Origin of the sequence: Nonomuraea sp. ATR24 (assembly GCF_041950485.1) — a bacterium.
Taxonomy (GTDB): domain Bacteria; phylum Actinomycetota; class Actinomycetes; order Streptosporangiales; family Streptosporangiaceae; genus Nonomuraea; species Nonomuraea ceibae.
Map to the genome: position 1 here is coordinate 264500 of NZ_JBGNUU010000008.1, position 24037 is coordinate 288536.

18 protein-coding genes are annotated in these 24037 nt (G+C 74.1%); 13 read left to right on the plus strand and 5 right to left on the minus strand.

Annotation, left to right across the window (positions count from 1 at the left end):
- Positions 1-89 precede the first annotated feature (89 nt).
- The 4 genes from ACBI99_RS22065 to ACBI99_RS22080 all read left to right on the plus strand — a co-directional run bounded on the left by ACBI99_RS22065 (position 90) and on the right by ACBI99_RS22080 (position 8239).
- Entirely contained in the window at positions 90-2675 is a 2586-nt protein-coding gene (locus ACBI99_RS22065; protein WP_375073310.1) for an ABC transporter ATP-binding protein/permease, read from the plus strand.
- On the plus strand, positions 2672-4402 hold the full coding sequence (locus ACBI99_RS22070; protein ID WP_375073311.1) for an ABC transporter ATP-binding protein: 1731 nt from the start codon (positions 2672-2674) through the stop codon (positions 4400-4402). The genes ACBI99_RS22065 and ACBI99_RS22070 overlap by 4 nt, the downstream gene beginning before the upstream one ends.
- A 78-nt stretch (positions 4403-4480) precedes the next feature.
- Positions 4481-6916, plus strand: coding sequence for a protein kinase (locus ACBI99_RS22075; protein ID WP_375073313.1), 2436 nt, complete (start codon positions 4481-4483; stop codon positions 6914-6916).
- Positions 6917-7018: 102 nt separating this feature from the next.
- Positions 7019-8239 (plus strand): NAD(P)/FAD-dependent oxidoreductase, encoded by a 1221-nt coding sequence (locus tag ACBI99_RS22080; RefSeq protein ID WP_375073315.1) that lies wholly within the window; start codon positions 7019-7021, stop codon positions 8237-8239.
- Positions 8240-8254: 15 nt separating this feature from the next.
- On the opposite strand, the gene ACBI99_RS22085 is transcribed toward ACBI99_RS22080, so the two are convergent.
- On the minus strand, positions 8255-9826 hold the full coding sequence (locus ACBI99_RS22085) for a cytochrome bc complex cytochrome b subunit (protein WP_375073317.1): 1572 nt from the start codon (positions 9824-9826) through the stop codon (positions 8255-8257).
- A 707-nt stretch (positions 9827-10533) separates the two neighbouring features.
- Here ACBI99_RS22085 and ACBI99_RS22090 point away from each other — a divergent pair.
- The gene (locus ACBI99_RS22090; RefSeq protein WP_375073318.1) at positions 10534-10659 is read left to right on the plus strand and encodes a hypothetical protein; all 126 of its coding nucleotides are present in this window, start codon (positions 10534-10536) and stop codon (positions 10657-10659) included.
- A 16-nt stretch (positions 10660-10675) separates the two neighbouring features.
- Here the strand turns inward: ACBI99_RS22090 and ACBI99_RS22095 are convergent, their stop codons facing one another.
- Positions 10676-11254 carry a TetR/AcrR family transcriptional regulator gene (locus ACBI99_RS22095; protein ID WP_219508453.1) on the minus strand — a complete coding sequence of 193 codons (579 nt, stop codon included), beginning with the start codon at positions 11252-11254 and terminating at the stop codon, positions 10676-10678.
- 268 nt (positions 11255-11522) lie between these two features.
- Between ACBI99_RS22095 and ACBI99_RS22100 the strand changes: the two genes are divergently transcribed.
- The 3 genes from ACBI99_RS22100 (at position 11523) to ACBI99_RS22110 (ending at position 18376) form a co-directional block, all read left to right on the plus strand.
- Positions 11523-12518, plus strand: a complete 996-nt coding sequence (locus ACBI99_RS22100; RefSeq protein ID WP_375073320.1) for a helix-turn-helix domain-containing protein — start codon at positions 11523-11525, stop codon at positions 12516-12518.
- A 684-nt stretch (positions 12519-13202) separates the two neighbouring features.
- Positions 13203-17096, plus strand: coding sequence for a hypothetical protein (locus ACBI99_RS22105; protein WP_375073321.1), 3894 nt, complete (start codon positions 13203-13205; stop codon positions 17094-17096).
- Between the two features lie 746 nt (positions 17097-17842).
- Positions 17843-18376: a DUF2165 family protein gene (locus ACBI99_RS22110; protein WP_246645691.1), complete on the plus strand. Its 534-nt coding sequence runs from the start codon at positions 17843-17845 to the stop codon at positions 18374-18376.
- Positions 18377-18409: 33 nt separating this feature from the next.
- On the opposite strand, the gene ACBI99_RS22115 is transcribed toward ACBI99_RS22110, so the two are convergent.
- Complete coding sequence (locus ACBI99_RS22115) at positions 18410-18859, minus strand: hypothetical protein (RefSeq protein WP_219508448.1); 450 nt, start codon at positions 18857-18859, stop codon at positions 18410-18412.
- 80 nt (positions 18860-18939) lie between these two features.
- The gene (locus ACBI99_RS22120; protein ID WP_375073322.1) at positions 18940-20094 is read right to left on the minus strand and encodes an FAD-dependent monooxygenase; all 1155 of its coding nucleotides are present in this window, start codon (positions 20092-20094) and stop codon (positions 18940-18942) included.
- A gap of 55 nt (positions 20095-20149) precedes the next feature.
- On the opposite strand from ACBI99_RS22120, the gene ACBI99_RS22125 reads away from it, so the two are divergent.
- Positions 20150-20785 (plus strand): TetR/AcrR family transcriptional regulator, encoded by a 636-nt coding sequence (locus ACBI99_RS22125; protein WP_375073323.1) that lies wholly within the window; start codon positions 20150-20152, stop codon positions 20783-20785.
- On the opposite strand, the gene ACBI99_RS22130 is transcribed toward ACBI99_RS22125, so the two are convergent.
- The gene (locus tag ACBI99_RS22130; protein ID WP_375073324.1) at positions 20771-21412 is read right to left on the minus strand and encodes a TetR/AcrR family transcriptional regulator; all 642 of its coding nucleotides are present in this window, start codon (positions 21410-21412) and stop codon (positions 20771-20773) included. The genes ACBI99_RS22125 and ACBI99_RS22130 overlap by 15 nt on opposite strands.
- A 36-nt stretch (positions 21413-21448) precedes the next feature.
- Here ACBI99_RS22130 and ACBI99_RS22135 point away from each other — a divergent pair, with 36 nt between their 5' ends.
- The 4 genes from ACBI99_RS22135 (at position 21449) to ACBI99_RS22150 (ending at position 23870) form a co-directional block, all read left to right on the plus strand.
- Entirely contained in the window at positions 21449-21784 is a 336-nt protein-coding gene (locus ACBI99_RS22135; protein ID WP_357588151.1) for a rhodanese-like domain-containing protein, read from the plus strand.
- A 159-nt stretch (positions 21785-21943) separates the two neighbouring features.
- Positions 21944-22300 carry a YciI family protein gene (locus ACBI99_RS22140; protein ID WP_357588153.1) on the plus strand — a complete coding sequence of 119 codons (357 nt, stop codon included), beginning with the start codon at positions 21944-21946 and terminating at the stop codon, positions 22298-22300.
- Positions 22301-22305: 5 nt separating this feature from the next.
- On the plus strand, positions 22306-22611 hold the full coding sequence (locus tag ACBI99_RS22145) for a YciI family protein (protein ID WP_219508443.1): 306 nt from the start codon (positions 22306-22308) through the stop codon (positions 22609-22611).
- Positions 22612-22613: 2 nt separating this feature from the next.
- Positions 22614-23870 carry an RNA polymerase sigma factor gene (locus tag ACBI99_RS22150; protein WP_375073325.1) on the plus strand — a complete coding sequence of 419 codons (1257 nt, stop codon included), beginning with the start codon at positions 22614-22616 and terminating at the stop codon, positions 23868-23870.
- Positions 23871-24037 lie beyond the last annotated feature (167 nt).

Here is a 24037-nt window from a genome sequence, read left to right on the forward strand (position 1 = left end):
CGTGCCGCTCGCTCTTCTATGTTATGCCCCGTAACTAAGGTAAGCCTTACCTGGGAGAGCGAGTGGCGAGCAGGGGTTACGCCGGGGCCATGATGAAGACCTTCGGCGCCGTGGAGCACACGCTCACCGTCGCCGCCGTCGACGACGTCACCCCGCACTACCGTCGCATCACCTTCGACGCGCCGACGCTGTTCGACGGGCAGCCGATCGAGCCCGCGAGCTGGGTACGGCTCTGGGTGCCCGACCCCCGCCGGCCCGGGCGCGAGCACCAGCGCGGCTACACGCTGCTCGACCCCGACCCGGAGACGCGGCGGGTCAGCATCGAGTTCCTCATCCACGAGCCCGCCGGACCCGCCAGCGCCTGGGCCGCCCAGGCCGGGACCGGCGACACCGTCCAGGTCACCCGCTGGGCCTCCGGGCACTTCGCCCCGCCCGACCCCGCGCCCGACGGCTACCTGCTCGTCGGCGACGCCGCCTCGCTGCCCGGCATCAACGCCATCCTCGCCGCCCTGCCCGACACCGCCGAGGTACGCGTCCACCTCGAACGCCACCATGAGCACGACACGCTCATCCCCGTCACGCCGCACCCCCGCGCCACGGTCACCTGGCTGCCCGCCACCGGCGACCCCGCCGCGCTCGCCGACGCCATCGAGGAGCGCGACTGGTCCAACTGGTACGCCTGGGTCACCGCCGAATCGGCCGCCACCAAGCACGTCCGCGCCCGGCTCAAGGACCTCGGCTTCCCCCGGGGCGACGTCAAGGCCCGCGCGTACTGGATCCGCGGCCAGGCGATGGGCACCGGCCGCGACCACACCCCCGGCGAGGAAACCCCCACCACCGGCACCACGCGAAACCACCCCGCGACACCGACGGCGGCAGGCGCACCAGCGGGCGCGTCCGCTGGGCGCGCGGGCTCGGGAGGGTCCGCTGCGGCCTCGGCGGGGTGGCGGTCGCGGGCGGGGGCGCGGCTGCTGGCGCCGTTGCGGGGGCGGCTCCTGCTGGCCGGGGCGTTCCAGGCCGTGGTGAGCCTGGTGCAGCTCGCGCCCTACCTGCTGCTGGTCGAGCTGTGCCGCCGCCTGCTCACTGCCGGCCCGCAGGCGGAGGGACTGGCCGGGCTGGGGGTGGGGGCGCTGGCGCTGATGGGCGGCGGCGCGGCGCTGGCGGGCCTGCTGGTGGCGGCGATGCACGTGCTCGACGCGCGGTTCGGTCACCGGGTGCGCGCGGACGTGGTGGGCAAGCTGGCGCGGCTGCCGCTGGGCTGGTTCACCGAGCGCTCCTCCGGCCGGGTCAAGCAGGCGGTCCAGGACGACGCGGAGAGCGTGCACTACCTGGTGACGCACGCGGTGCTGGACGTGGTGGCGGCGCTGGTGGCCCCGCTGGCGGTGCTGGTCTACCTGTTCACGGTCTCGCCGGCGCTGGCGGCGGTGCTGCTGGCGCCGCTGCTGGCCTACCTCGTCATGTCGGCGCGCATGGTGCAGGCGTCGGCCGCCGAGCTGGCCGGGTTCACCGTGTGGGAGCGGCGGGTCGGCGCGGAGGCGGTCTCGTACGTGGACGGCCTGACCGTGGTCAGGGCGTACGACGCGGGCCCGGCGGGCGGTTTCCGGGCGCTGCTGGGCGAGCGGGCGCGGTTCCTGGAGCGGTGGCAGCGGCCGCTGGTCCGCCGCCGGACGGCGGTCGACCTGGTGACGCGCCCGCTGACGAGCCTGCTGCTGATCGTCGTGGCGGGCGCGCCGATGGCGGCGGGGGGCCTGCTCGCCACCGCGGACCTGCTCCCGTTCCTGCTGCTCGGCGCGACGTTCGGCAGCCAGTTGCTGGCTGCCGCGTTCGGCCTGGGTTCGGTACGTGACGCGCTGGCGGCGGCGCGGCGCATCGGCCTGCTGCTGGTGGAGCCGGAGCTGCCCGAGCCGCGGCTGCCCCGGCCGCTTCCCGGGGCGGCGGGCCGTACGGTCCGGTTCGAGGGGGTGGGGTTCGGCTACGACGCGCGGCGGCCGGTGCTGTCGGGTGTCGACCTGGAGTTCGCGCCGGGGACGGTGACGGCGCTCGTGGGGCCGAGCGGCGCGGGCAAGTCGACGCTCGCCGCGCTGCTGGCGCGCTTCCACGACGTGGACGCCGGCCGGATCACCGTCGACGGCGTCGACCTGCGCGAGCTGTCGCAGGCCGAGCTGCACCGTACGGTCGGGTTCGTCTTCCAGGACGTGTCCCTGCTCCGGGCGAGCGTCCACGACAACATCGCGCTGGCCAGGCCGGACGCCTCCCGGGAGGAGGTGGAACGGGTGGCCAGGGCGGCGCACGTGCACGACCGGATCGCCCGGCTGCCGGACGGCTACGACACGGTGCTCGGCGAGCGGGCGCGGCTGTCGGGCGGCGAGGCGCAGCGGCTGACGATCGCGCGCGCCCTGCTGGCCGACGCGCCGGTGCTCGTGCTGGACGAGGCGACGGCGTTCGCCGACCCGGAGTCCGAGCACCTGGTGCAGCGGGCGATCAGCGAGCTGGTCGCGGGCCGTACCGTCGTGGTCATCGCGCACCGGCTGCACACGATCACGGGCGCGGACGCGATCGTGGTGCTGGACGGCGGCCGGGTCGTCCAGCGTGGCACGCACGAGACGCTGCTGGCCGCCCCCGGCCTCTACCGCGACCTGTGGCAGGCCGCCGCTCCCCTGGAGACCCTGACATGATGATCTTCGACGTGCTCCGGCTGGCCGGCGACCGGGCCGCGGTCGTCCGCTACCTGGTCCTGCTCGGGGTGAGCGCGGCGGTGCGGGCGGGGGCGGTGCTCACGCTGGTGCCGCTGCTCGGCGCGCTGTTCTCCACCGGGCCCGGCACCGCTGCGGGCTGGATCGCGCTGCTGGCGGCGCTGGTGGCGGCGGGCTGGGCCGCCGACCGCGCGGTCGCCGCCGCCGGGTTCGCGATCGGCTTCGAGCTGCTGTCCGGCATGGAGGCGCGGGTCGTGGACCGGCTCCAGCGCATCCCGCTCGGCTGGTTCACCGCCGGGCGGCGGGCCGAGGCGCAGCGGGCGCTGACCTCGTCGGGGCGCGAGCTGTGCCAGGGGGTGGCGCACCTGCTGACGCCGGTCGCCGGGGCGCTCATCACGCCGCCGCTGATCGGGGCCGGGCTGCTGCTGGTCGCCTGGCCGCTCGGCCTGGTGGCGCTGGCGGCGGCGCCGGTGCTGCTGGGCGCCATGTGGGCGAGCGGCCGGTGCCTGCGCGCGGCCGACGACGCCTACGCGGCGGCCTCCGCCGAGGCGGGGCAGCGCGTCATCGAGCTGGCGCAGGCCCAGCCCGCGCTGCGCGCCGCCGGGCGGACCGGCGTGCGCGGCACGGCGGTGGGCCGGGCGCTGGCCCGGCAGCGCTCGGCGGCGCTGCGGCTGATCGGTTTCAGCCTGCCGGGGCAGGTGCTGTTCGGGCTGGCCACCCAGGCGGCCCTGCTCGGCCTGGTGGCGACGGCGGTCGTGCTGGGCGTGACCGGCGAGCTCGGCGGCGCGCAGGTCGTCGCGCTCGTCATCGTCGCGGTGCGTTTCGCCGAGCCGTTCGCCACGCTGGCGGAGCTCTCCCCGGCGATGGAGGCGCTGCGCGGCACCCTGACGCGGGTCCGCAGTGTGCTCGACGCGCCGGTGCTCGGCGCGGACGCCCCCGCCCCGGTCGTGCCCGACCCGGGCGCACCCGCCCTGGAGCTGCGCGACGTACGCTTCGGCCACGAGCCGGGGCGGGACGTGCTGGCCGGGGTCTCGTTCACGGTGGAGCGCGGCACCACCACGGCGATCGTCGGCCCGTCGGGCGCGGGCAAGTCGACGCTGCTGGCGCTCGTCGCCCGCTTCCACGAGGCCCGCGAGGGCAGCGTGCTGGTCGCCGGGCACGACGTGCGCCGCTACGACCCGGCCGCGCTGATGGGCGGGCTCGGCATCGTCTTCCAGGACGTCTACCTCTTCGACGCGAAGCTCTACGACAACGTCCGGCTCGGCGACCCGGACGCGCCGGACGAGCGGGTCCGCGAGGCGGCGTCGGCGGCCCGGCTCGACGAGGTGATCGAACGGCTGCCCGACGGCTGGGACACCCGCGTGGGCGAACGCGGCGCGGCGCTGTCCGGCGGCGAACGCCAGCGGGTGAGCATCGCCCGCGCCCTGCTCAAGGACGCGCCGCTGCTCCTGCTCGACGAGGCCACGGCCGCCCTGGACGCCGCCAACGAGCGGGCCGTCGTCGCCGCGCTGGAGTCGACGGCGGGACGGCGGGCCACCGTCGTCGTCGCCCACCGGCTCAGCACGATCGCCCGCGCCGACCAGGTGGTCTTCCTGGAGGACGGGCGGGTGGCCGAGGCGGGCGCCCCGGCCGAGCTGCTGGCCCGGGGCGGGCGTTTCGCCGCCTACTGGCGGCAGCGCGAGCAGGCCGCCGCCTGGACGCTCGCCTGACCGCGGCTGCCGCCTTCCGCCCCGGGTACGGCCGGGCCTATCGTGTGGTCGTTCATGAAAGGTCCGGAAAGGAGTGGGATGCCGGACATCCGGCCGCTCCGCCCGGGCGACCCCGAGCGGATCGGCGGCTACCGCCTCACCGGGGTGCTCGGCTCCGGCGGCCAGGGCGTCGTCTACCACGGCACCGCCGACGACGGCCGCCCGGTCGCGATCAAGCTGCTGCACAGCCATCTGGGCCACGACGACGACGTCACCCGGGGCTTCCTGCGCGAGGTCGAGGCGGCGCGCCGCGTGGCTGCGTTCTGCACGGCGGCCGTGCTGGACGTCGGCACGCTGGACGAGCGGCCCTACATCGTCAGCGAGTACGTCGCCGGAGACACCCTCCAGGCGCTCGTGCGCTCCTCCGGACCGCGCACCGGCGGCGGGCTGGACCGGCTCGCCATCGCCACGCTCACCGCGCTGGCCGCCATCCACCGGGCCGGGATCGTGCACCGCGACTTCAAGCCGGGCAACGTGCTGATGGGGCCGGAGGGGCCGACCGTCATCGACTTCGGCATCGCCAAGGCGCTCGGCGCCACCACGCACGCGTCCGGGCCCGTCGGCACGCCCACGTACATGTCGCCGGAGCAGTTCACCGGGGAGCGGGTCGGGCCGGCGTCCGACGTGTTCAGCTGGGCGGGCACCATGGTGTTCGCGGCCACCGGGCGGCCGCCCTTCGCGGGCGGCACGGTGCCGGTCATCCTGAACGCGATCCTCACCGACGAACCCGACCTGACCGGCGTCCCGCCGCACCTCGCCGAGCCGATCCGCGCCTGCCTCGCCAAGTCGCCCGCCGCCCGCCCGGCCCCCGCCGACCTGCTCGCCGCCCTCACCCAGTCCGGCGCCCCCGACGCCGCCCAGCGCCTCATCCCCCGCCCGGACCACCCCGCCGGCCAGCACACCCCGGCCCCGCACACTCCGGCCCCGCACGGTCCGTACGTCCCGGCCCCGGGCACCGGGCAGGCGCGGCCGTCAGGGCAGGGCCCGTACGGCGCGCCCCAGGACGCCGGGCAGGGGCCGGCGCAAGGCGGGGGCGGCGGGGGCGGCCATGCCGGGCGGGCGGACCGGCAGCCGGAGGGGGCGTACGGCGCGGCGCCCGGGACGCCGCAGGCGCAGGGGCCGTACGGGCCCGGGGCGCCCGTGCCGCCGTTCGGGCCGCCGGGGGCGGGTGGTCCGGAGCGGGCCTTGCCGCCGGGGCCCGGAGCTCGTACCGCGTCCTCCTCCGGCGGGCCCGAGACGGTGGCGGGGCGGGGCGGGGCGGTGAGCCGGCGGGTCCTCATCGGGGGAGTCGCGGCGACGGCGGCCGCGGCGGTGTCCGCGTTCGCGATCCTCCGGCCGGGAAGCGGCGTCTTCGAGGCGAACGGACCGGCGGACCCCACGGTGACCGGGACCGCCCGTACGGCGAGCCCCGGCACGACCGGCAGCACCGGCACCACGGGCACGACCGGCACGGCGACCGCCGGGGCGACGCCCACCGCTACCGACGGCACCCCGGGCGCGGCCACCGCGCCCGCCACGGCGGCGCCGCAGCCCGTGCCGTTCGGGTCGTTCGTCGTGGAGCCCGTCACCCTGCCGCGCGGAAGCGGCACGCCGGTGGCGCTCGCCGCCTCGGGCGCGCGGGTCGCGTGCGGCACCGGCAACGGGACGGTCCTGACCTGGGACCTGAGCACGACCGCCACCGCCGCCCGGGTGGCCAGGCTGGGCGACGGCGGCGCGGCCGTGACGTGCGTCGCGTGCGAGGACGGGGACCGGGTGGTGTCCGGGCACGCCGACGGCCGGATGCGCGTGTGGGGCCCGGACGCCCGCCACGGCGCCGGCGACCCGATCATCGGCGTCACGCTCGCGGGCGGCAAGGCGGTGGCGATCTCCCAGAAGTACGACCTCGTCAGGGACCTCTACAGCGTCGCCCGCCTGTGGGACGTCGCCGGGGGCGAGCAGCTCGGCAAGCCGATGGGCGAGCACTTCCAGGGCATCGGCGCGCTGGCGTTCGGCAGGCTGGACGGCCGCGACGTGCTCGTCACCGCCGACGGCCGCAACCGGGTCCGCGTCCGCGGCCTGTCCGGCGGCGGGGTGTCGCACGACTTCCGCACCGGCGACGTCGGCGGCGTCGAACGGCTGGCCTGCGTCGAGCGGGAGGGCCGCACGCTGCTGGTCTCCACGCACCTGGACGCCACCCTGCGGGTCCACGACCTGGCGAGCGGGAAGCGGTCGGGGAAGTGGTCGTTCGGCGCGCGCGGGACCGCCGCCCTGGTCGCGGGCCTGCTGGACGGGGTGCCGGTCGCGGTGGTCGCGCACAGTCCTGGCGGCGGCACGTACGTGCGCGTCTGGAACCTCGACACGGGCGAGGTCATCGGCGAGCTCCTCACCACCGGCCCGGAGGTCCGCGCGCTGGCCCTGGCGGAGGTCACCGGCCGTCCCGTGGTCGCGGGCGCGGCGGGCGGGGTCCTGTACGTGTGGAGTCTGGGAGGTACGTGACCCGCGCGGTTGCCGACCCTGGTCCGCCAAAAGACGCACATACCGGGAAACAAAGGGTATTGGACGATTTTCCGGATCGGCGTTTCAGGGAAGGACCGGATCATGGTGAAGAGAGCGCGGGTCGTGGTCGTGGGTGCGGGGTTCGCGGGGCTCGCGGCCACGAAGAGGCTGGCCCGCGCCGGGGCCCTGGTGACGCTGGTCGACCGCAACCCGTACTCGACCTTCCAGCCCCTGCTCTACCAGGTCGCCACCGCCGGGATGGGCCTGTCGGACGTGTCGTACCCGATCCGCACGTTCGCCGCCAAGTGGCCGAACGTGCGCACCCGCCGGGCGACGCTCACCAGGGTGCTGGCGGACGAGCGGCGGGTGGAGTTCGAGGACGGGACGGGGCTGGACTACGACTATCTCGTGCTGGCCACCGGCGTGACCACCAACTGGCTCGGCATCGAGGGCGCCGAGGCGAACGCGCTGCCGATCTACTCGCTGCACGACGCGGCGGCGCTGCGCGACCGGCTGGGACAGTACCTGGAGGACACGGCGCTCGGCCGCCGCAAGAGCACGCACGTCGTGGTGGTGGGCGCGGGCGCGACCGGGGTGGAGATGGCGGGCACGCTGGCCGAACTGCGCCGGCGCACGCTGCCGCTCACGCACCCGGAGATCGGCCCCGACCGGACTAGCGTGACGCTGGTGGAGCGCTTCGAGTACGTGCTGGCCCCGTACAAGCCGAGGCTGCGGGACGCGACGGCGGCGGCGCTGCGCAGGCGGGGCGTCAAGCTGCGCCTGGGCTCCACGGTCGCGGCGGTCGAGGAGGACGCGGTGCTGCTGAGCGACGGCACGCGGCTGCCGAGCGACCTGACCGTGTGGGCGCTCGGCGTGACGGCCCCCGAGCAGGTCGGGAGCTGGGGCCTGGAGCAGGGCAAGGGCGGCCGGATCACGCTCACCGACGCGCTGAACGTGCCCGGCCACCCGGAGATCTTCGTGGCGGGCGACCTGTCGGGGCAGCCCGAAGCGCAACCGCAGCTCGCCCAGCCGGCGATCCAGATGGGCGACCACGCGGGCCGGCAGATCGCCGCGGCCATCCAGGGCCGGCCGCCGCAGCGGTTCTCCTACCGGGACCCGGGCATCATGGCCACCGTGGGCAAGGGCGAGGCGGTGCTGCAACTGCCCAACGGGCTGACCGTGCGCGGGTTCCCGGCCTGGCTGGTGTGGATCTTCATCCACGTGTCCTACCTGCTGGGCGGGCGCAACCGGGCCAGCGTGCTGCTCAACTTCTTCTGGCGCTACGCCGGGCCGCGCCGCAGCGCCACCAGCGTCTCCCGCTGACCGCCCGAGCCGTTCTCAGCGCGTCACGGCCTCGTGCTCGCCGTCGCGGGCGTGGGGTGCGCGGGGTCCGCTCTCGAGGGGGATCTTCTCGCCGCCGTACGCCCGGCTCAGGCGGGCGCGCAGCCGGCCCAGCGGACCACGCCGCTCCTCGGCCGGCGCACCGTCGCGCCCGGCCCCGTCGGCGCCGCGGATCACCGGGATCGCCGCCTTGCCCCTGATGTGGGCCGCGATGTCCTCGACCGGCGGCACGTGGGCCTCGACGAACTCGCCGTGCGGCAGCCGCCTGACCACCCCCGACTCGACGCCGTGCGCGAGAAGTCCGGCGTCGCCGCGCTGCAGGCCCAGGCACAGCCGGTACGTGATCACGTACGCGAGGACCGGCAGGACGATGACCCCGGCCCGGCCCGCCCACGTCAGCGCGAAGAGCGAGATGTGGAAGTTGGCCGAGATCTCGTCGTTCGCCCCCATCAGCCACAGCACGCCGTAGAAGGCGATGGCCGCCATACCGATCGAGGTGCGGACCGGGTTGTTACGCGGGCGGTCGGCGAGGTGGTGCTCCAGGGTGTCGCCGGTGACCCACCGCTCGACGAACGGGTAGAGGGCCAGGCCCGTCACGATGACGCCCAGGGGCACCAGTCCTGGGATGATCACGCTCAACGGCAGCGTGTGCCCCAGGGCGTTGATCTCCCAGGCCGGCATGACGCGCAACGCCCCCTCCAGGACGCCCATGTACCAGTCGGGCTGCGAGCCCGCGGAGATGTCGGCCGGGTTGAACGGACCGGCCAGCCAGATCGGGTTGATCTGCGCGAAGGTGGCGAGACCCAGTAGGACCGCGAGCGTGAAGAAGAAGTACGCGCCCGCCTTGGCCATGAAGGCCGGGTAGAACGGGGAGCCGACGACGTTGCGTTCGGTGCGGTTCCTGCCGGGCATCTGGGTGTGCTTCTGCACCCACATGAGGACCATGTGGGTGCAGACGAGCGCGACCAGGAGGCCGGGGATGAGCAGGACGTGCAGCGTGAAGAACCGGGAGATGACGTCCTCGCCGGGATACTCGCCGCCGAACACGAAGAACTGGACGTACGTCCCGACCACCGGCAGGGAGATCGCCACCCCCTGCGTGATGCGCAGGCCCGCGCCGGACAGCAGGTCGTCGGGCAGGATGTAGCCGGTGACGCCCTCGGCCATGCCGAGCGCCAGCAGCAGCACGCCGATGATCCAGTTCAGCTCGCGCGGCTTGCGGTAGGCGCCGGTGAAGAACACGCGGAGCATGTGCACCAGCATCCCGGCGACGAACAGCAGCGCCGCCCAGTGGTGGGTCTGGCGGATGAGCAGGCCGCCGCGCACCTCGAAGCTGATCTCCAGCGTCGAGGCGTAGGCCTCGGACATCAGGATGCCCTTGAGCGGCGCGTACGACCCGTCGTAGACGACGTGTCCCATGCTGGGCTTGTACCAGAACGTCAGGAACGCTCCGGTGAGCAGCAGGATGACGAAGCTGTAGAGCGCGATCTCCCCCAGCAGGAACGACCAGTGGCCGGGGAAGACCTTGCGCAGGTTGCGCCTGGCGAAGCCCGCCGTTCTGTCAATCATCGATCCGCCGCTTCTGTCGCGATGCCCCGGATGGGGGTCGGGTTCTCATCGGAAGGGTCCTCTTTCGGGTGCCGGTGGAGGCCATCTACTTCTGTAGAGTAGCAATGATGCTCTACAGAAGTAGATGCGGGGAGGCGGGATGACGCAAGAGTCCGCGCTCGCCTGTCCGGCACGCACGAGAGGGAGGCCATGCCCACCGTCACCACGTCCGACGAAGCCCGCATGCGCGCCGCGCTCCACGAGGCGTTCGAGCGCGACCTCGCCCTCCTGGCCGCGGCCGTGGCACGACAGGGCGACAGCGAGGCGCGGAGCCGGAACCGATGGGCCCGCTTCGCGTACTTCCTGCTCATCCACCAGCGCGCCGACCGGAACCACCAGTGGCCGGTGCTACGGGCGAAGGCGGGCCGGGCCGACCTGGCCCTGCTCGGTGTCATCGCCGAGGAGCGCCGGAGGCTCGCCACGCTGGTCGACGCGGTCGACGCCACCGCGAGACGCCCCGCCTCCCCGGACCGGGCCTGGCGCGCGCTGTCGAATCTGATGATCGCCCTGACGCGCCACCACCGGCACGAGACCCGCCTCGCCGAGGCGACCGCCGAGCTGTTCACCCGGGCCGAGCGGGTCGCGCTCTACTGGGAACGCCGCCGGCTGGCCGGTCTGCGGGGAGCCGGCTCCTTCTACCCTGGCTTCTCGACGGCGCCCCCGCCGCCGTGCGCGGTTCCGTGCTGCGCCATCTTCCCCCGACCGACCGGCTGCTGTACCACGCCCTCTGGCGGCCGCGCTACGCCAGGACCCGCGCCGTCGATCACGTACCGGAGAGCCGGATCCTCACGTGAGCGCCGCGCGCGAGGGTCAGGGCGAGAGCCCGCTCATCAGGGGATGGAGCACGGCCCGCAACTCGACCGGGTCGAGGTCGAGCCCGTCGGGGCCGGTCAGGTGTTCCAGGATGAGCCCGTCGATGCAGGCGACGATCAGGTGGATGCGCTTCTCCAGCCCGGGGATGCCGGCCGTCGCGAGCAGGTCGACGATCGGCCGGTGAGCGACGTCGGACGCCTTCTGCAGGGACGCGCGCAGCTCGGGGCGGCGGGTCGCCTCCAGGGAGAGCTCGTGACGGGCCAGCGTCCGGACGCGGCCGGCGGTCGTCCAGTGCCCGATGGCGAACATCGCCAGCTCGACCGCCCGTTCGGTCGGGCTGTCGCCACGCAGCTCGGGAAGTGAGGCGAGCTCCGCCATCTCGAGCTCGAGGAGCCGGTCGAGAGCCGCCTGGAGCAACGCCAGCCGGGTGCGGAAGTAGAAGGAGCTGGAGCCCTCCGGCAGCCCCGCCGCCCGGTCGACGGCCCGATGGGTGAGCCCGCGCGAACCCGCCTCCGCCAGCGTCTCGATCGCCGCGTCCGCGATCTGCTGCCGTCGCGTCGAGCCCTCCGCCGTCATCTCCGCCCACCCCTCCGCCCGACCTCTACGGCCGTAAAGTATCATGTCGCCTTCGGCCGCCGTGGGCACGGCCTGCCTGACCCCCGGCCGCCCGGCCACCGGCGGGCGATCACCCACCGACCGGCGCCGGCGACGACCAGGCCGGCGCCGCCCTCCGCAACGAGCCGATCCGCGCCGACCAGGGCATCGACGTGACGTTCGAGAGGGCGGCGGCCGTCGTCGATCGGCTTTTGATCTGTCTGTGACCTTGGCGGCCGAACATGCGATCATGATCAAGGGGACCCTGCGGATCGTCTTCACCGGTGAGGACCTGGCTCGCGTGCGCATCGCCAGCCGACTGGACATCATGTGGGAAATGGTGCTCAGCCTGCACACACTGCAGCGGCCAGGCGGCACCGGCGCGATGTCCGGCTGGCGGCGCCAGGTCCGCGCCGACCTGGCCGAGGCCGGGCTGCTCACACCGGTACGGGAGAAGCTGGTGCCGCTGGCGCCGATCAAGGCGTACTTCCCCGACTTCCTGACCCCCTACGAGTCGACGAACGGGTTCCAGCAGGGCCTGGACGTCCTGGCCGACACGCCGTCGGCGCGCGTGCGGCACGAGCTCGACCAGTTGCGCCCGCACGCGCCCGTCCCCGCGACGCTGGACGACCTCGCCCGCGGCAGCCGGCACGCGATCCGCGACCTGGCACGGCTGAGCGAGCGGTACTGCCAGATCGCCTTCGGCCCCCGCCGAACCGCGATGGAGCACACCCTCGGCCGCGAACGCGCCAGGCTGGCCCGCCTGCTCACCGACCAGGGCGTGGACACGATGCTTGCCGGCCTCGGCCCGTCGATCCGGTGGCGGCCCCCGGTGCTCGAGACCGACTACGCCACCGGCCGGTACGAGATCCACCTGCGAGGCCGCGGCCTGACCCTCATCCCCTCCTACTTCGGGCGGTTCACCCCGGTCGCGATGGCCGACCCCAGCCTGCCGCCGGTCCTGGTGTTCCCGACCCCGCACGGAACACCAGAACCCGGCCCCGGCCCCGACCCGCTGCCCGACCTGCTCGGCGCGACCCGGGCCCGCATCCTGCGCTGCATCGCCGCCACCACCGGCTGCACCACCAGCGAACTCGCCCGCAGGACCGGCGCCTCCCTGTCGTCGGCCAGCGCGCACGCGCAGGTGCTGCAACGGGCCGGGCTGATCACCAGCACCCGGCACGCGAACATGGTCATCCACCAGCTCACCCGGCTGGGCGGCGACCTGATCCACCGGCAGCAGTGATCGCGTCCCCGGCCCGGTGAACGCCTAGGGTCGTCCTCGGGCTACCCGTTGCACGGCGACGTCCAGCGGTTGACCCAGTCGATCTTGATGACGGTCACGTAGACGCGCCCGTGGGGCCACTCATGTCCCGACCCGAGATCGCCGTCCTCGGCGCGGTGAACGCACGTCGTGTGCCTGGATCCGGTGTCACCCCGGATGTACGTGACCAGGACGTGGTCTTCAGTTTGCGGCGTCGTCGGCCAGTCCGCGTCATGGTGACCTCAGTCGTATACATGCGTGAATGTCAGCCCTGCCAGGGAAATGGCAGCCACGGCTGCCGGAATGAATTTCTTCAGCATGAATTTCTCCTCGCTCGTGGCCTGAATAGCCGATGGGGCGCGGAGTCAGTACATCCCATCGGCCCGGAGATCGTCACCCAGTTCCGGCCTGAGCAGGAACACGCAGGTCAAAGGCGCTGTTGCCCGCCGCTCCGGTTGTAGACCAGGAGATTCGACCTGTATGTTCCGGGAGGGAAATCTCATCCGCCGTTGTCGGTGCAGGGCGCCCGACGACCGCCGAAGCAGCGCCTGCCGGCTCGCATCTTTCTCCTCGCGCGAGAGCCCCGGCGGATTGTTTTGCACCCCCTTTTCGCCGGTGCGAAGAATTCCCGGACATCGGACGTGTTCACCGCTTGGAGGAGAAGAGTTGGGACGTCGTGAGCAGCCGCTGGATCCGGCGGACGGGCCGATCGCCCGTTTCGCCCACGAGTTGCGCGAGCTCCGCCACAAGGCCGGTACGCCCACGTACCGCATGATGGCCGCCCGTGCCCACTACTCCGTCACGACGCTGGCGCAGGCCGCCGCGGGTGAAAGGCTGCCGTCGCTCGACGTGGCGCTGGCCTACGTCCGGGCGTGCGACGGCGACGCCGAGCACTGGAGGCGACGCTGGGAGGAGGCCGGTGAGGAGGCGCGCGAGCTCGCCGCGGCCGGCCGGGACGACGCTCGGGCCCCCTATCTCGGGCTGGCCCGCTTCGAGGAAGCCGACCACGGCCGGTTCTTCGGCCGTGACGCGACGGCCGGCCGGCTGGCCGCGCTGGTCGGCGCGCACCGCCTGGTCCTCCTGGTCGGCCCCTCGGGCAGCGGGAAGTCCTCGCTGCTGCGCGCGGGCCTGCTCCCCCGGTTGCGCGAGCGGGAGGATCGGCCGCCCCCCACGGTTCGCGTGCTGGCGCCGGGAGCTGATCCGCAGCGCGTCCGCCCCGGGCAGGCCGACGAGGTGATCATCGTCGATCAGTTCGAGGAGCTCTTCACCCTGTGCGCCGACGCGGAGCGGCGGGACACCTTCGTCGATGCGCTCCTGGCCGAGGCGCGGCGCGAGAACGGCGCCCGGGTGGTGATCGCCGTGCGGGCCGACTTCTTCGGCCACTGCGCCGGGCACCGCTCCCTGGCCGAGGCCGTACAGGGATCGACGCTGCTGGTCGGGCCGATGAGCACGGCCGAGTTACGTGAGGCGATCGTCAGGCCCGCGGCCGCCGCCGGCCTGATCGTCGAACGCGAGCTGACCGCCCGCATCATCGCCGAGGTCGACGGCGAGCCCGGCGGGCTGCCGCTGATGTCCCACGCGCTGCTGGAAACGTGGCGCCGCAGCAGCGGCAAGGCCCTGACCACGGCCGCGTACGAGGCGTCCGGCGGCATCCACGCCGCCATCGCCCGCACCTGCGAAGCCTGCTACGCCGATCTCAGCCCGCCGCAGCGGGAGCGGCTGCGGCACCTGCTGCTGCGCCTGGTCGAGCCCGGCCGTGGCACGCCCGACACCCGCCGCCCCATCGGCCGGAGCGAGCTGCCCGCCGACGGCGACACCCGGCTGCTCCTGGACCGGCTGGCCGCGGCCCGCCTGCTCACGCTCGGCGACGCGCAGGTGGACCTCGCCCACGAGGCGCTGCTCACCGCGTGGCCACGGCTGCGCGGCTGGATCGAGGCGGACCGGGAGCGGATCCGGCTGCAGCGCCGCCTGACCGAGGCGGCCACGGCCTGGCGGGATCACGACCGCGATCCGGGCGGCCTGTATCGCGGGGCGCCTCTGGCGGCTGCCCGTGAGCACTTCACCGTCTCGGGGAAGAGCCGGGGCAGCGGCCCGGGCAGGCGGCCGGAGCAGCTTTCGGAGGAGCTCACTCCGCTGGAGCGCGAGTTCCTGGCCGCCGGGCTGGCGGCCGGGGAGCGGGAGCGGCGCTCGGGCACCCGGCGGACGGCGGCGATCTCCGGACTGCTCGTGCTGACGCTGGTGGCGGCCCTGCTGGCCTGGCAGCAGAACACGACGGGCCAGACCCGCCAGCGCGAGGCCGAAGCCCGGCGCGCCGCCGGCATCGCGGAAAGCCTGCGCGAGATGGACCCGGTCAGGGCGATGCGCCTCAGCCTGGCCGCCTGGCGGGTCGCCGACCTGCCCGAGACCCGGTCCGGCCTGCACGCGGCGGCCACGCAACGCCACCAGGACGTCTTCACCGATCCCGACGGCGCCCCCGGGACCATGCGTCACCTCAGCACCGACGGCCGCACCCTGGTCAGCGTGGGCGCCGCCCAGGTCTCCGCCTGGGACGTGGACACTCGCCGCCGGACGGCTCTCCTGCCGGGGCTCGGCGCCGAGCACCCGCGGGCGGGGGCGAGGACGGGCGACGCGTGGACGCTGCCCATCCTCACGCGGGACGGGACTGTGGTGTCGTGGGATCTGGCCACCGGACGCCGCGACGACAGGGAGCTGGGCCCGGCGAAGGACGGGTTCGAGATGGGGACGAGCGGGCGCAGCGTCATCGGGTACAACGCCGAGGGATCCCGCTACCGGATCCTGGCGTGGGACCTCGCCCGGAGGCGTGAGCTCCTGCGGGTGAGCGTCCCCAGAGAGCCCTCGGCGCCGTTGGAGTCGACGTGGGATGCCGCGCCCGCCATGGCGCGCAGCTACGCCGAGAGGCGGACGGTCACCGCACCGGACTTCCCGGACGCGACGCTCAGCCCGGACGATCGGTACCTGGCGCTGTGTGTTCCGGGGCGGCGGTTGCAGGTGTGGGACGTGCGGACGGGCAGGAAGACGGACACCGCCTGGGCGCCGGTTCTTGGCCGGCGTCAGTGCCAGTACCAGTTCGTGCGGTTCACGCCCGACAGCCGTCGCCTGGCGGTCGTCACCGATGAGCGGGTCCGCCTGTGGGACCTCGCGTCGGGCGCCGAGGTGGCCTCCATCGCCCATCGGAACGTCCAGGAGATCGGGTTCAGCGCGGACGGGGCCTTCCTGGCCGCTTCCGACGGGACCGACCTCCTGCTGTGGCGAGTCTCCTGGCCGGGCAGACCGGTCTTCCGCCACTCGCTCATGGGCGAGCAGGTCGCCGACCTGCGCATCGACACGCAGGCGAACCGGATCCGCTACCTGGCGGGCTCCAGCTGGGCGTGGCCGGCTGCCGTACGCACGCTCGATCTGGGCGCCGCCCTCACCCCGCAGTGGCAGGAGGACCAGGCCGGCCAGGCGGTGTTCAGCCCGGACGGGACCCGGCTGGCGCTCGCCTACGAGGCGCGGGAGCGGGGAAGCGTGCTGTTCCGGCTCCACCGGACGCTGTCCGGCGGGCCGCCCGCCGACCTCCCGGAGGTTGCGTGCCCCGCGAAGGAGCACGCCATGCCGGGCTGCTCGATCCTGCTCGCCTTCGCCTCCGACGGGAGAACGCTGGCCTTCGGCAGTTCGGAGTCGTATCCCGTCACGGGGCCGACCCGCGTGTCCCTGTGGGACGTGGCCGGCCGGCGCACGACGGACTCGCTCGTGCTGAGCCCGGAGAACAAGCCGCCGACCGGCGCGATCGCCTTCGGGCCCGGCGACAGGTCGCTCCTGGACGCGCAGCATCACCAGGGAGGAGCCACGATGGTCTGGGACCTGCGCCGGCGCACCATCACGAGGGCGTTGCCCGACGTCATCGCGGACCGGATCGCCGTGCACCCTGTCCGGCCGCTCGTCGTCACGTCAGCGGGTGATGTCGTGGACTTACGGTCGGGCGCGAAGAATCCGCCCTCGGCCGGCCCCGGCCTCATCGAGGCGCAGGCTTTCAGCCCCGGCGGCAGGTACCTCGCCACGGGGGACGCCTCGGGCAAGACCGTCCTGTGGGACGGTGCCGTGCGGCGCCGCATCGGCGTGCTGAACGCGTTCGCGGCGAGCGGCTCCGATCCGAGCCGGGATGTCACCGCGCTGGCGTTCTCCCGTGACGAGTCGGTGCTGGCCGTCGGGACGGCGGACGGCACCCTGCGACTGTGGGATGTCGCTTCCCGGCTGCCGATCGGAGCGCCCCTGCCCACCCCCGGCGACGGCATCCTGGCCCTCTCCTTCAGCGCCGGCGGCGACTCCCTGTACGCCGCCGGACAGCACGTGCCCGTCCAGCGCTACGACGTCGGCCCCGCCGCCTCGGCGGCTGCCGTGTGCCGTCGCGCCGGAGGCGGGCTGCCGGAGGCGGACTGGCGGACCTACTTTCCGCGACTGCCGTACCAGCGGACGTGCCCGCCGCCGGAGCGCTCGCCGGTCACCGGGGCGACGGCGTCACCTTCCGCCGCCCCTCCGGGGCGCCTCAGGGAACGGTGATGTTCGGACTCTCGAGCGAGCCGATCGCGCCGCCGTTGCTGTTGTAGGTCGTGATCTTCGACCTGAACGTCCCCCGGGCGTTGTAGAGGTAGACCCTGCCCCGAGTGCGCCCGGCTGCACGCCTCCCTCGGACCGGTCTTCCATACCGTGTCGTACGCGCCGCTGACGATGGAGACCCTGTAGTAGGCGCAGGCCGATGGCATCTCATCCGCGTACGCGTCCGCGATGACGGTGGTTCCGGCCTTCGAAATGCACGGATAGACGCTGACGAAGCCGTTGCCGGTGTAGGCGGGGCGGCATCCGCCGTCCGCCGCCGCCGAAGCGACGGCCTGGGCCTGCGCCGCCGGGGACTGCGACAGAAGCAGTGCCGCGCCGAAGGCGCCTGCCAGAAGAGCCTTGCTGACTCGCATCATTCTCCTCGTGTGTAAGGGAACGTTCGTGGTTTCCGCATCGCAGTCTTCGGGCCGGGGAATTGTTTGCCAGCCCCGTTTCACCAGGGCAAACAAAAAAGCCGGGGGCATCGGAACGGCAGGATCGGCATGGTGCGACTTCGGCTACCATGAGTCACGTTGCTCCACCTCAGGCTGAGGGGCCCGCGACGTCACCGCCAGTGACGGAGCCAGTGGAGCGGCCCGGCGAGTTCCTCCACGCCGGGCGCTCGGGCCCCGTGGATCTTTCCCCCCTTTTCAGGACACCTCCCCTGGGCCCGTGTGCTCATTCGATCAGAGATGTCAAAGGAAAGAACCTTGGCCCGCTTCGACACCATCGCCGCCCTTCGCATCGCGAAGGCGCTGCTCACCTTCACCGTCGGCGGCTTCGCGCTGCTCGTCGTGTTCGGCAACCTCACCGACTACGGCACGAACTTCGAGTTCGTCCGGCACGTGCTGGCCATGGACGCGCAGAAGCCCGAGCTCGCCGCGGTCAGCCAGATCAACTACCGCGCCATCCCGTGGACGTGGGCGCACCACGCCGCCTACATCGGCGTCATCCTCACCGAGGCGGTCATCATGGTGACCTGCCTGATCTCCGCCTGGCAGCAGATCAGGGCCGTCGGCCGCGACGACGCCGCCTTCCACCGGGCCAAGCGCTGGGGCGTCGTCGGCTGCACGGTCGGCCTGCTGCTGTGGTTCTTCGGCTTCCAGGCCATCGGCGGCGAATGGTTCGGCATGTGGATGAACGGCACCTGGAACGGCATCCCCGACGCGGTGCGGCTGTGCACGTACATCGGGATCGTGCTGATCTTCCTCAGCCTCCGCAACGACGCCCGCGAGAGCGCCTGATCGGAGCGGCAGGGGTGGCGGCTCGTGGCCGTGTCAGCCGAGTGACGCGTAGGCCAGATAGGCCGCCACCCCGTACGCCAGGTGAGGGACCACGTCCGAGATCCAGTCCGCGGCCGACCAGGTGCGCGGGTCGGTGATCCCGAGCGCGGTGAGCGGCCCGGTCGAGCCGATCATCGCCAGCCCGGCGAGCATGGGCACGCCGACGGGCCAGGCCGGCCGCCTGCCCGAGGTGAGCAGGCCGTAGCAGAGCGCCGCCATCGCGCCGGTGCCGTAGCCGAGGAGCGCACCCAGGGCGTCCTTGCGATGGCCGGCCCGTTCGTCGTCGCCGAGGTCGACGTGCGCGCGTGCGGCCAGGTCCGCTATCGCCCGGCGGGGCGTCCCGCTGGCCGGACGGGCGCGGATCGCCATGTCCAGGTAGGAGCAGGTGTTGAGCGCGCTGGTGCCGGCGGCGCCGGCGAGCCAGCTTCTGAGCAGGACGTGCATGTCGGCCACCTCCGCGCCGAGCCGGATCTCCGGTTCCCCTGCCCGGTGGGAGCCTGTCGATGCCCCTCGTCCCGGCGGCTCTAGGCGTGCCAGAGGGCGGCCAGTTGCCGGGTGGCGAGCCAGGACGGGATGGCGCGCAGCAAAGCGTCGCGCAGCCAGGCGGGGGCGCCGGTCTGGCTGGTCAGGCGCGACTGCCGGGAGGCGGCGCGCATGACGCGGTCGGCGCGGGGCCGCCGCTCGGCGTCGTAGCGCAGCAGCCGCGCGGCGACGTCGCCGGGTCCGGCGCCGGTCAGGCAGCGGGTGAGCGCGGCGGCGTCCTCGAACGCCTGGCTGGCGCCCTGGCCGAGGTCGGGCGGCATGGCGTGGGCGGCGTCGCCGAGGAGCGCGATCCGGCCGGCGGCGTAGGAGGGGAGCGGTTCGGCGAGGCGGGCGATCGGGTCGACGTAGACGTCGCCGGGCGGGGTGGCCTCGATGAGGGACGTGACGAGCGGGTGCCAGTCGGCCATCAGGGACAGCATCCGCCGCCGTGCTTCGTCCGCTCCGGGTGGTGGGCCGTCGAGGGCGGAGTCGGTGAACCAGTACAGCCGGTCGGGGCCGACGGGGAACAGGCCGAACATCGCCCCGCTGCGCCGGTCGACGAACTGGCCGGCGAGCAGGCTCGGGTCGAGGCCGGGCGGGCGGGGCAGCATCCCGCGCAGGTCCATCCGGCCGGTCCGGCGCACCCCCGGGTGCCCGGGGAAGAGCTGGGCGCGCAGCCTGCTGCCGATGCCGTCGGCCGCGACCACGGCGTCGGCCGTGGCGACGGGGACGCCGTCGGCGATGACGGTCACGCCGGTGTCCCGCGCCTCCACGCGGTCGACCGGGACGCCGGTGCGCACCAGGTCGGCGGGCAGCGGGGCGCGGATGGCGCGGTGCAGCTCGGCGCGGTCGAGGATGGCGAGGCTGCCCACCTTCCGCTGGCCCTCGGCCGCGTCGGTGACCAGCAGCGGCCGGCCGCGCCGGTCCCGCAGGCCGCCGCTCGCGGCGTGCAGGCCGTGCCGGCCGTGCCGGCGCACGTCCGCGGCCAGGTCCAGGCTGTCCAGGGCGCGGAGGCCGTTCGGCATGACGACGATCCCGGTGCCGGCCTCCCTCAGCTCGGCGGCGCGCTCGAAGAGCGTCACCTCGTGGCCCGCGCGGTGCAGGCCGACGGCGGCCGCCACTCCCCCGAGCCCCGCTCCGACGACGGCGATCCTCATGCGCCCTCCTCATTCACTACGATCGTACTAGTACGATCATTGGTAGCATGGGGGTGTGCCGCCCACCAATCCGGCCCGGCGCCGGGCCATCGCCGACGCCGCCATCGCGCTGCTGGCGTCGGCGGGCGCGCACGGGCTGACCCATCGGGCGGTGGAGAAGGAGGCGGGGTTGCCGCCGGGCACGGCGTCCAACTACTTCCGCAGCCGGGAGGCGCTGCTGGTGGCCGCCGCCGAACGGGTGGCCGAACTGCACCACGCCGACACCGACCGGGCCACCGACACTGACCAGGCCGCCGACACCGACCGGGCCACCGGCACCGGCCAGGCCGCCGGCATGGTCGAGTTGCTGGCCGAGTCGCTGCTGACGGCGGCGACCACGCTGCGCACCCGCTACCTGGCGATCTTCGAGTTGCAGCTCGAGGCGGCCCGCCGCCCGGCGCTGGCGGCGGCGCTCGCGCGCCTCCAAGCGTCCGCGCTGCGGTTCACCGCCGGGCATCACGACAAGGTGGGCGTGACGATCCCGCGCGAGCGCATCCCCGCGATGCTCGCGCTCTACGGGGGCGCGCTGTTCACGCTGGTCACGGGGCCGCCGGAGGCCGTCACCAGGGAGGCCGTCCGCCGCGTGGCCGAGGTCATCGTGGACGGGGCCGTCGTACGGAAGGCCGGGGACGGCGGGTCAGTCGGGCGCTGAGGCCAAGGCGAGCACGACGGCGCGGACCGCCTGCCGGACCCGGTCGTCGCCCACCTCGGCGCGGACGGCGGTGACCGTTTCGGCGCCGAGCGGGGCCAGCAGGGCATGGGCCAGGGCGTCGGCGTCGCAGCCGGGGCGCGCCTGGCCGAGCAGGATGGCCACGTGCCGGTGCCAGAACCGGTAGGCGCCGATCCGGTAGCGGGCGCCGGGGCCCGCGGTCTCCGACATGCGCACCAGGTCGAGGTGGCCGGCGAGGTAGTCGAGGTAGGCGTCGGCGAAGGCGGCGAGCCGGTCGGCGGCGGGCGCGCCGGGGCCGAGCGGCGGCGGGCCGGAGATGACGCGCTGCTGCAGTTCGCGTTCGCGTTCGTCGAGCAGCGCCACGGCCAGGCCGGACCGGTCGCCGAAGCGGCGGAAGACCGTGCCCTTGCCCACTCCGGCCTCGGCGGCCACGGCGTCCATGGAGACGTTCTCCACACCCTGCTCGCGGAACAGTTTCGCGGCGGCGGCCAGCACTTTCTCGCGGTTGCGCGCGGCGTCGGCCCGTTCCTTGGGCGGCCTGTTCCGGAGGATCTCCAGCGGCTCGCTTGACGAAGCGGACTGCGGTCCGCTAACTTCCGAATCATCCACAGAAACGGACTGTAGTCCAGTTATTCGGAGGTCGCAATGACCGCACTCATCACCCGTGACGAGCTCAAGGCCGCCATCGACGCCGGGACCGTCGTCGTCGTGGACGCGCTCGGCGGCGAGTACTACGCCCAGCAGCACCTGCCGGGCGCGATCCCCCTGGTGGAGAGCGAGGTGGCCGCACGGGCCGCCGAGCTGCTGCCCGACAAGGACGCGGCGATCGTGACCTACTGCTCCAACCCGGCCTGCCCCAACAGCGAGGCGGTCGCCCGGCGGCTGGCCGCGCTCGGCTACACGGCCGTGCGCAAGTACCGTGAGGGGATCCAGGACTGGGTCGAAGCCGGCCTTCCGGTCGAGACCGGCCTGCGCGTCTGACCCCGGCCCGCCCCGGCCCGCGCCTCAGCGGACCGGGGCGGGACCCGCCTTCGGGAGGCCGGGGAAAACGTGTGCGCGGGGCATGTCAAGACGGCGCGGACGGCTCCGACCATCAGTCGGAGGGCGCCACCGGGCGCCCTGGCCACCGAAGGAGATGTCATGAAATTTCTGCTGATCATGCATGTGAACCCGCTGATCTGGGACTCGCTGACCGAAGAGGAACGCGACGAGGTGATGAACGGCCACGGCGCCTTCATGGACACCGTGAAGCGGTCCGGCGAGCTGCTGGGCACCACCGCGCTGGCCGAGCCGGCGCAGAGCGCCGTCGTCCGGGTGCGCGACGGCGTCCCCGCCGTGACGGACGGCCCGTACCTGGAGGCCAAGGAGTACCTCGGCGGCTACTACCTCGTCGAGTGCGAGAGCCGGGAGCGCGCGCTGGAGCTGGCCGCGCTCATCCCCGACGCCGGCGTGCCGGGGCTCGGCATCGAGGTGCGGCCGGTCGTCTTCTCGGGCTGAGCGCGATGAAGTTCTTACTGAGCCTCTACGCGGACGCGGCGGGCCACGAGGCGTTCGTGACCGCGGCCCGGCAGGCGGGCGAGCTGGTCGGCGGGCACGCGCTCGCCGACCCGTCCCTCAGCGCCGTGGTGCGGGTGGTGGACGGCGTGCCGGCGGTGACCGAGGGCCCGTACGCGGGCGCCGGGGAACACGTCACCGGCCAGTACGTTGTCGACTGTGAGAGCCGGGAGCGCGCGCTGGAGCTGGCCGCGCTGCTGCCGGGCGGCGTGGAGGTGCGCCCGCTGATGGACCCGGCCGGACTGGAGATGTGAACGTGGACGCGAGCGCCACAGAACGGCTCGGGGACCTGCTGCGCGAGCTGGCGCCGCAGGTCCTCGGCGTGCTCATGCGCCGCTACGGCGGGTTCGAGGAGTGCGAGGACGCGGTCCAGGAGGCGCTGCTCGCGGCGGCATCCCAGTGGCCCGCCGAGGGGGTGCCGGACAGCCCGCGCGCCTGGCTGATCACGGTCGCCTCCCGCCGCCTGGTCGATCACGTACGCAGCGAGCAGGCGCGCCGGCGCCGGGAGGTGGCCGCGGCCGTGCGGGAGGCGCCGGACGCCGACCTGGCCCCGGCGCCGGGCGAGGAGGGGCCGGGTGACCGGGACGACACGCTCACGCTGCTGTTCCTGTGCTGCCATCCGGCGCTGACGCCAGCGTCGCAGGTGGCGCTCACGCTGCGGGCCGTCAGCGGCCTCACCACGGCCGAGATCGCGCGGGCGTTCCTGGTGCCGGAGGCGACGATGGCGCCGCGGATCAGCCGCGCCAAGCAGCGGATCAAGGCGGCGGGCGCGTCGTTCGAGCTGCCGCCGCCGGGCGAGCGGGCCGACCGGCTGGACGCGGTGCTGCACACGCTCTACCTGATCTTCAACGAGGGCTACACCGCCAGTTCCGGCCCCGACCTGCACCGGGGCGAGCTGACGGCGGAGGCGATCCGGCTCACGCGGCTGGTGCACCGGTCGCTGCCGGACGACGGCGAGGTGGCCGGGCTGCTGGCGCTGATGCTGCTGACCGAGGCCCGGCGGCCGGCCCGCACCGGCCCGGACGGCGGCCTGGTGCCGCTGGCCGAGCAGGACCGCGGTCTGTGGGACGCGGCCCTGGCCGAGGAGGGCACGGCGCTGGTGACCGCCGCGATGTCGGCCTCGCCCCTGGGCCCGTACCAGCTCCAGGCGGCGATCGCGGCGCTGCACGTGCAGGCGCCGCGTCCGGAGGACACCGACTGGGAGCAGATCCGCATCCTGTACGGGATCCTCGGCCGGATCGCGCCGAACCCGATGGTGACGCTCAACCACGCGATCGCGGTGGCGATGACGCGCGGCCCGCGCGCCGGGCTGGACCTGCTGGAGAGCCTCGACGACGATCCCCGGATGGCCCGCCACCACCGGCTACACGCCGTCCGGGCGCATCTGCAGGACCTGGCCGGCGAGCACGTCGCCGCGCGGGAGAACTACCGGCTGGCCGCCCGGCTCACCACGAGCCTGCCCGAGCAGCGCTACCTGCGGCAGAAGGCCGAGGCGCACGGCGAGGCGGGCTGACCGGGACGCCAAGGGGGCCGGGCGGACAGCGCCGCCCGGCCCCACCTTCTCGTCCGGCGTTCCGTTCGCCAACCCCCCGATAGGCGAACGGCCGCCCGGTCATCGCCGTCAGCCTCCGCGCGGCTCTGACCTCGCCGTATTGCTACCCCGCCCGGCGTAATCCCCCG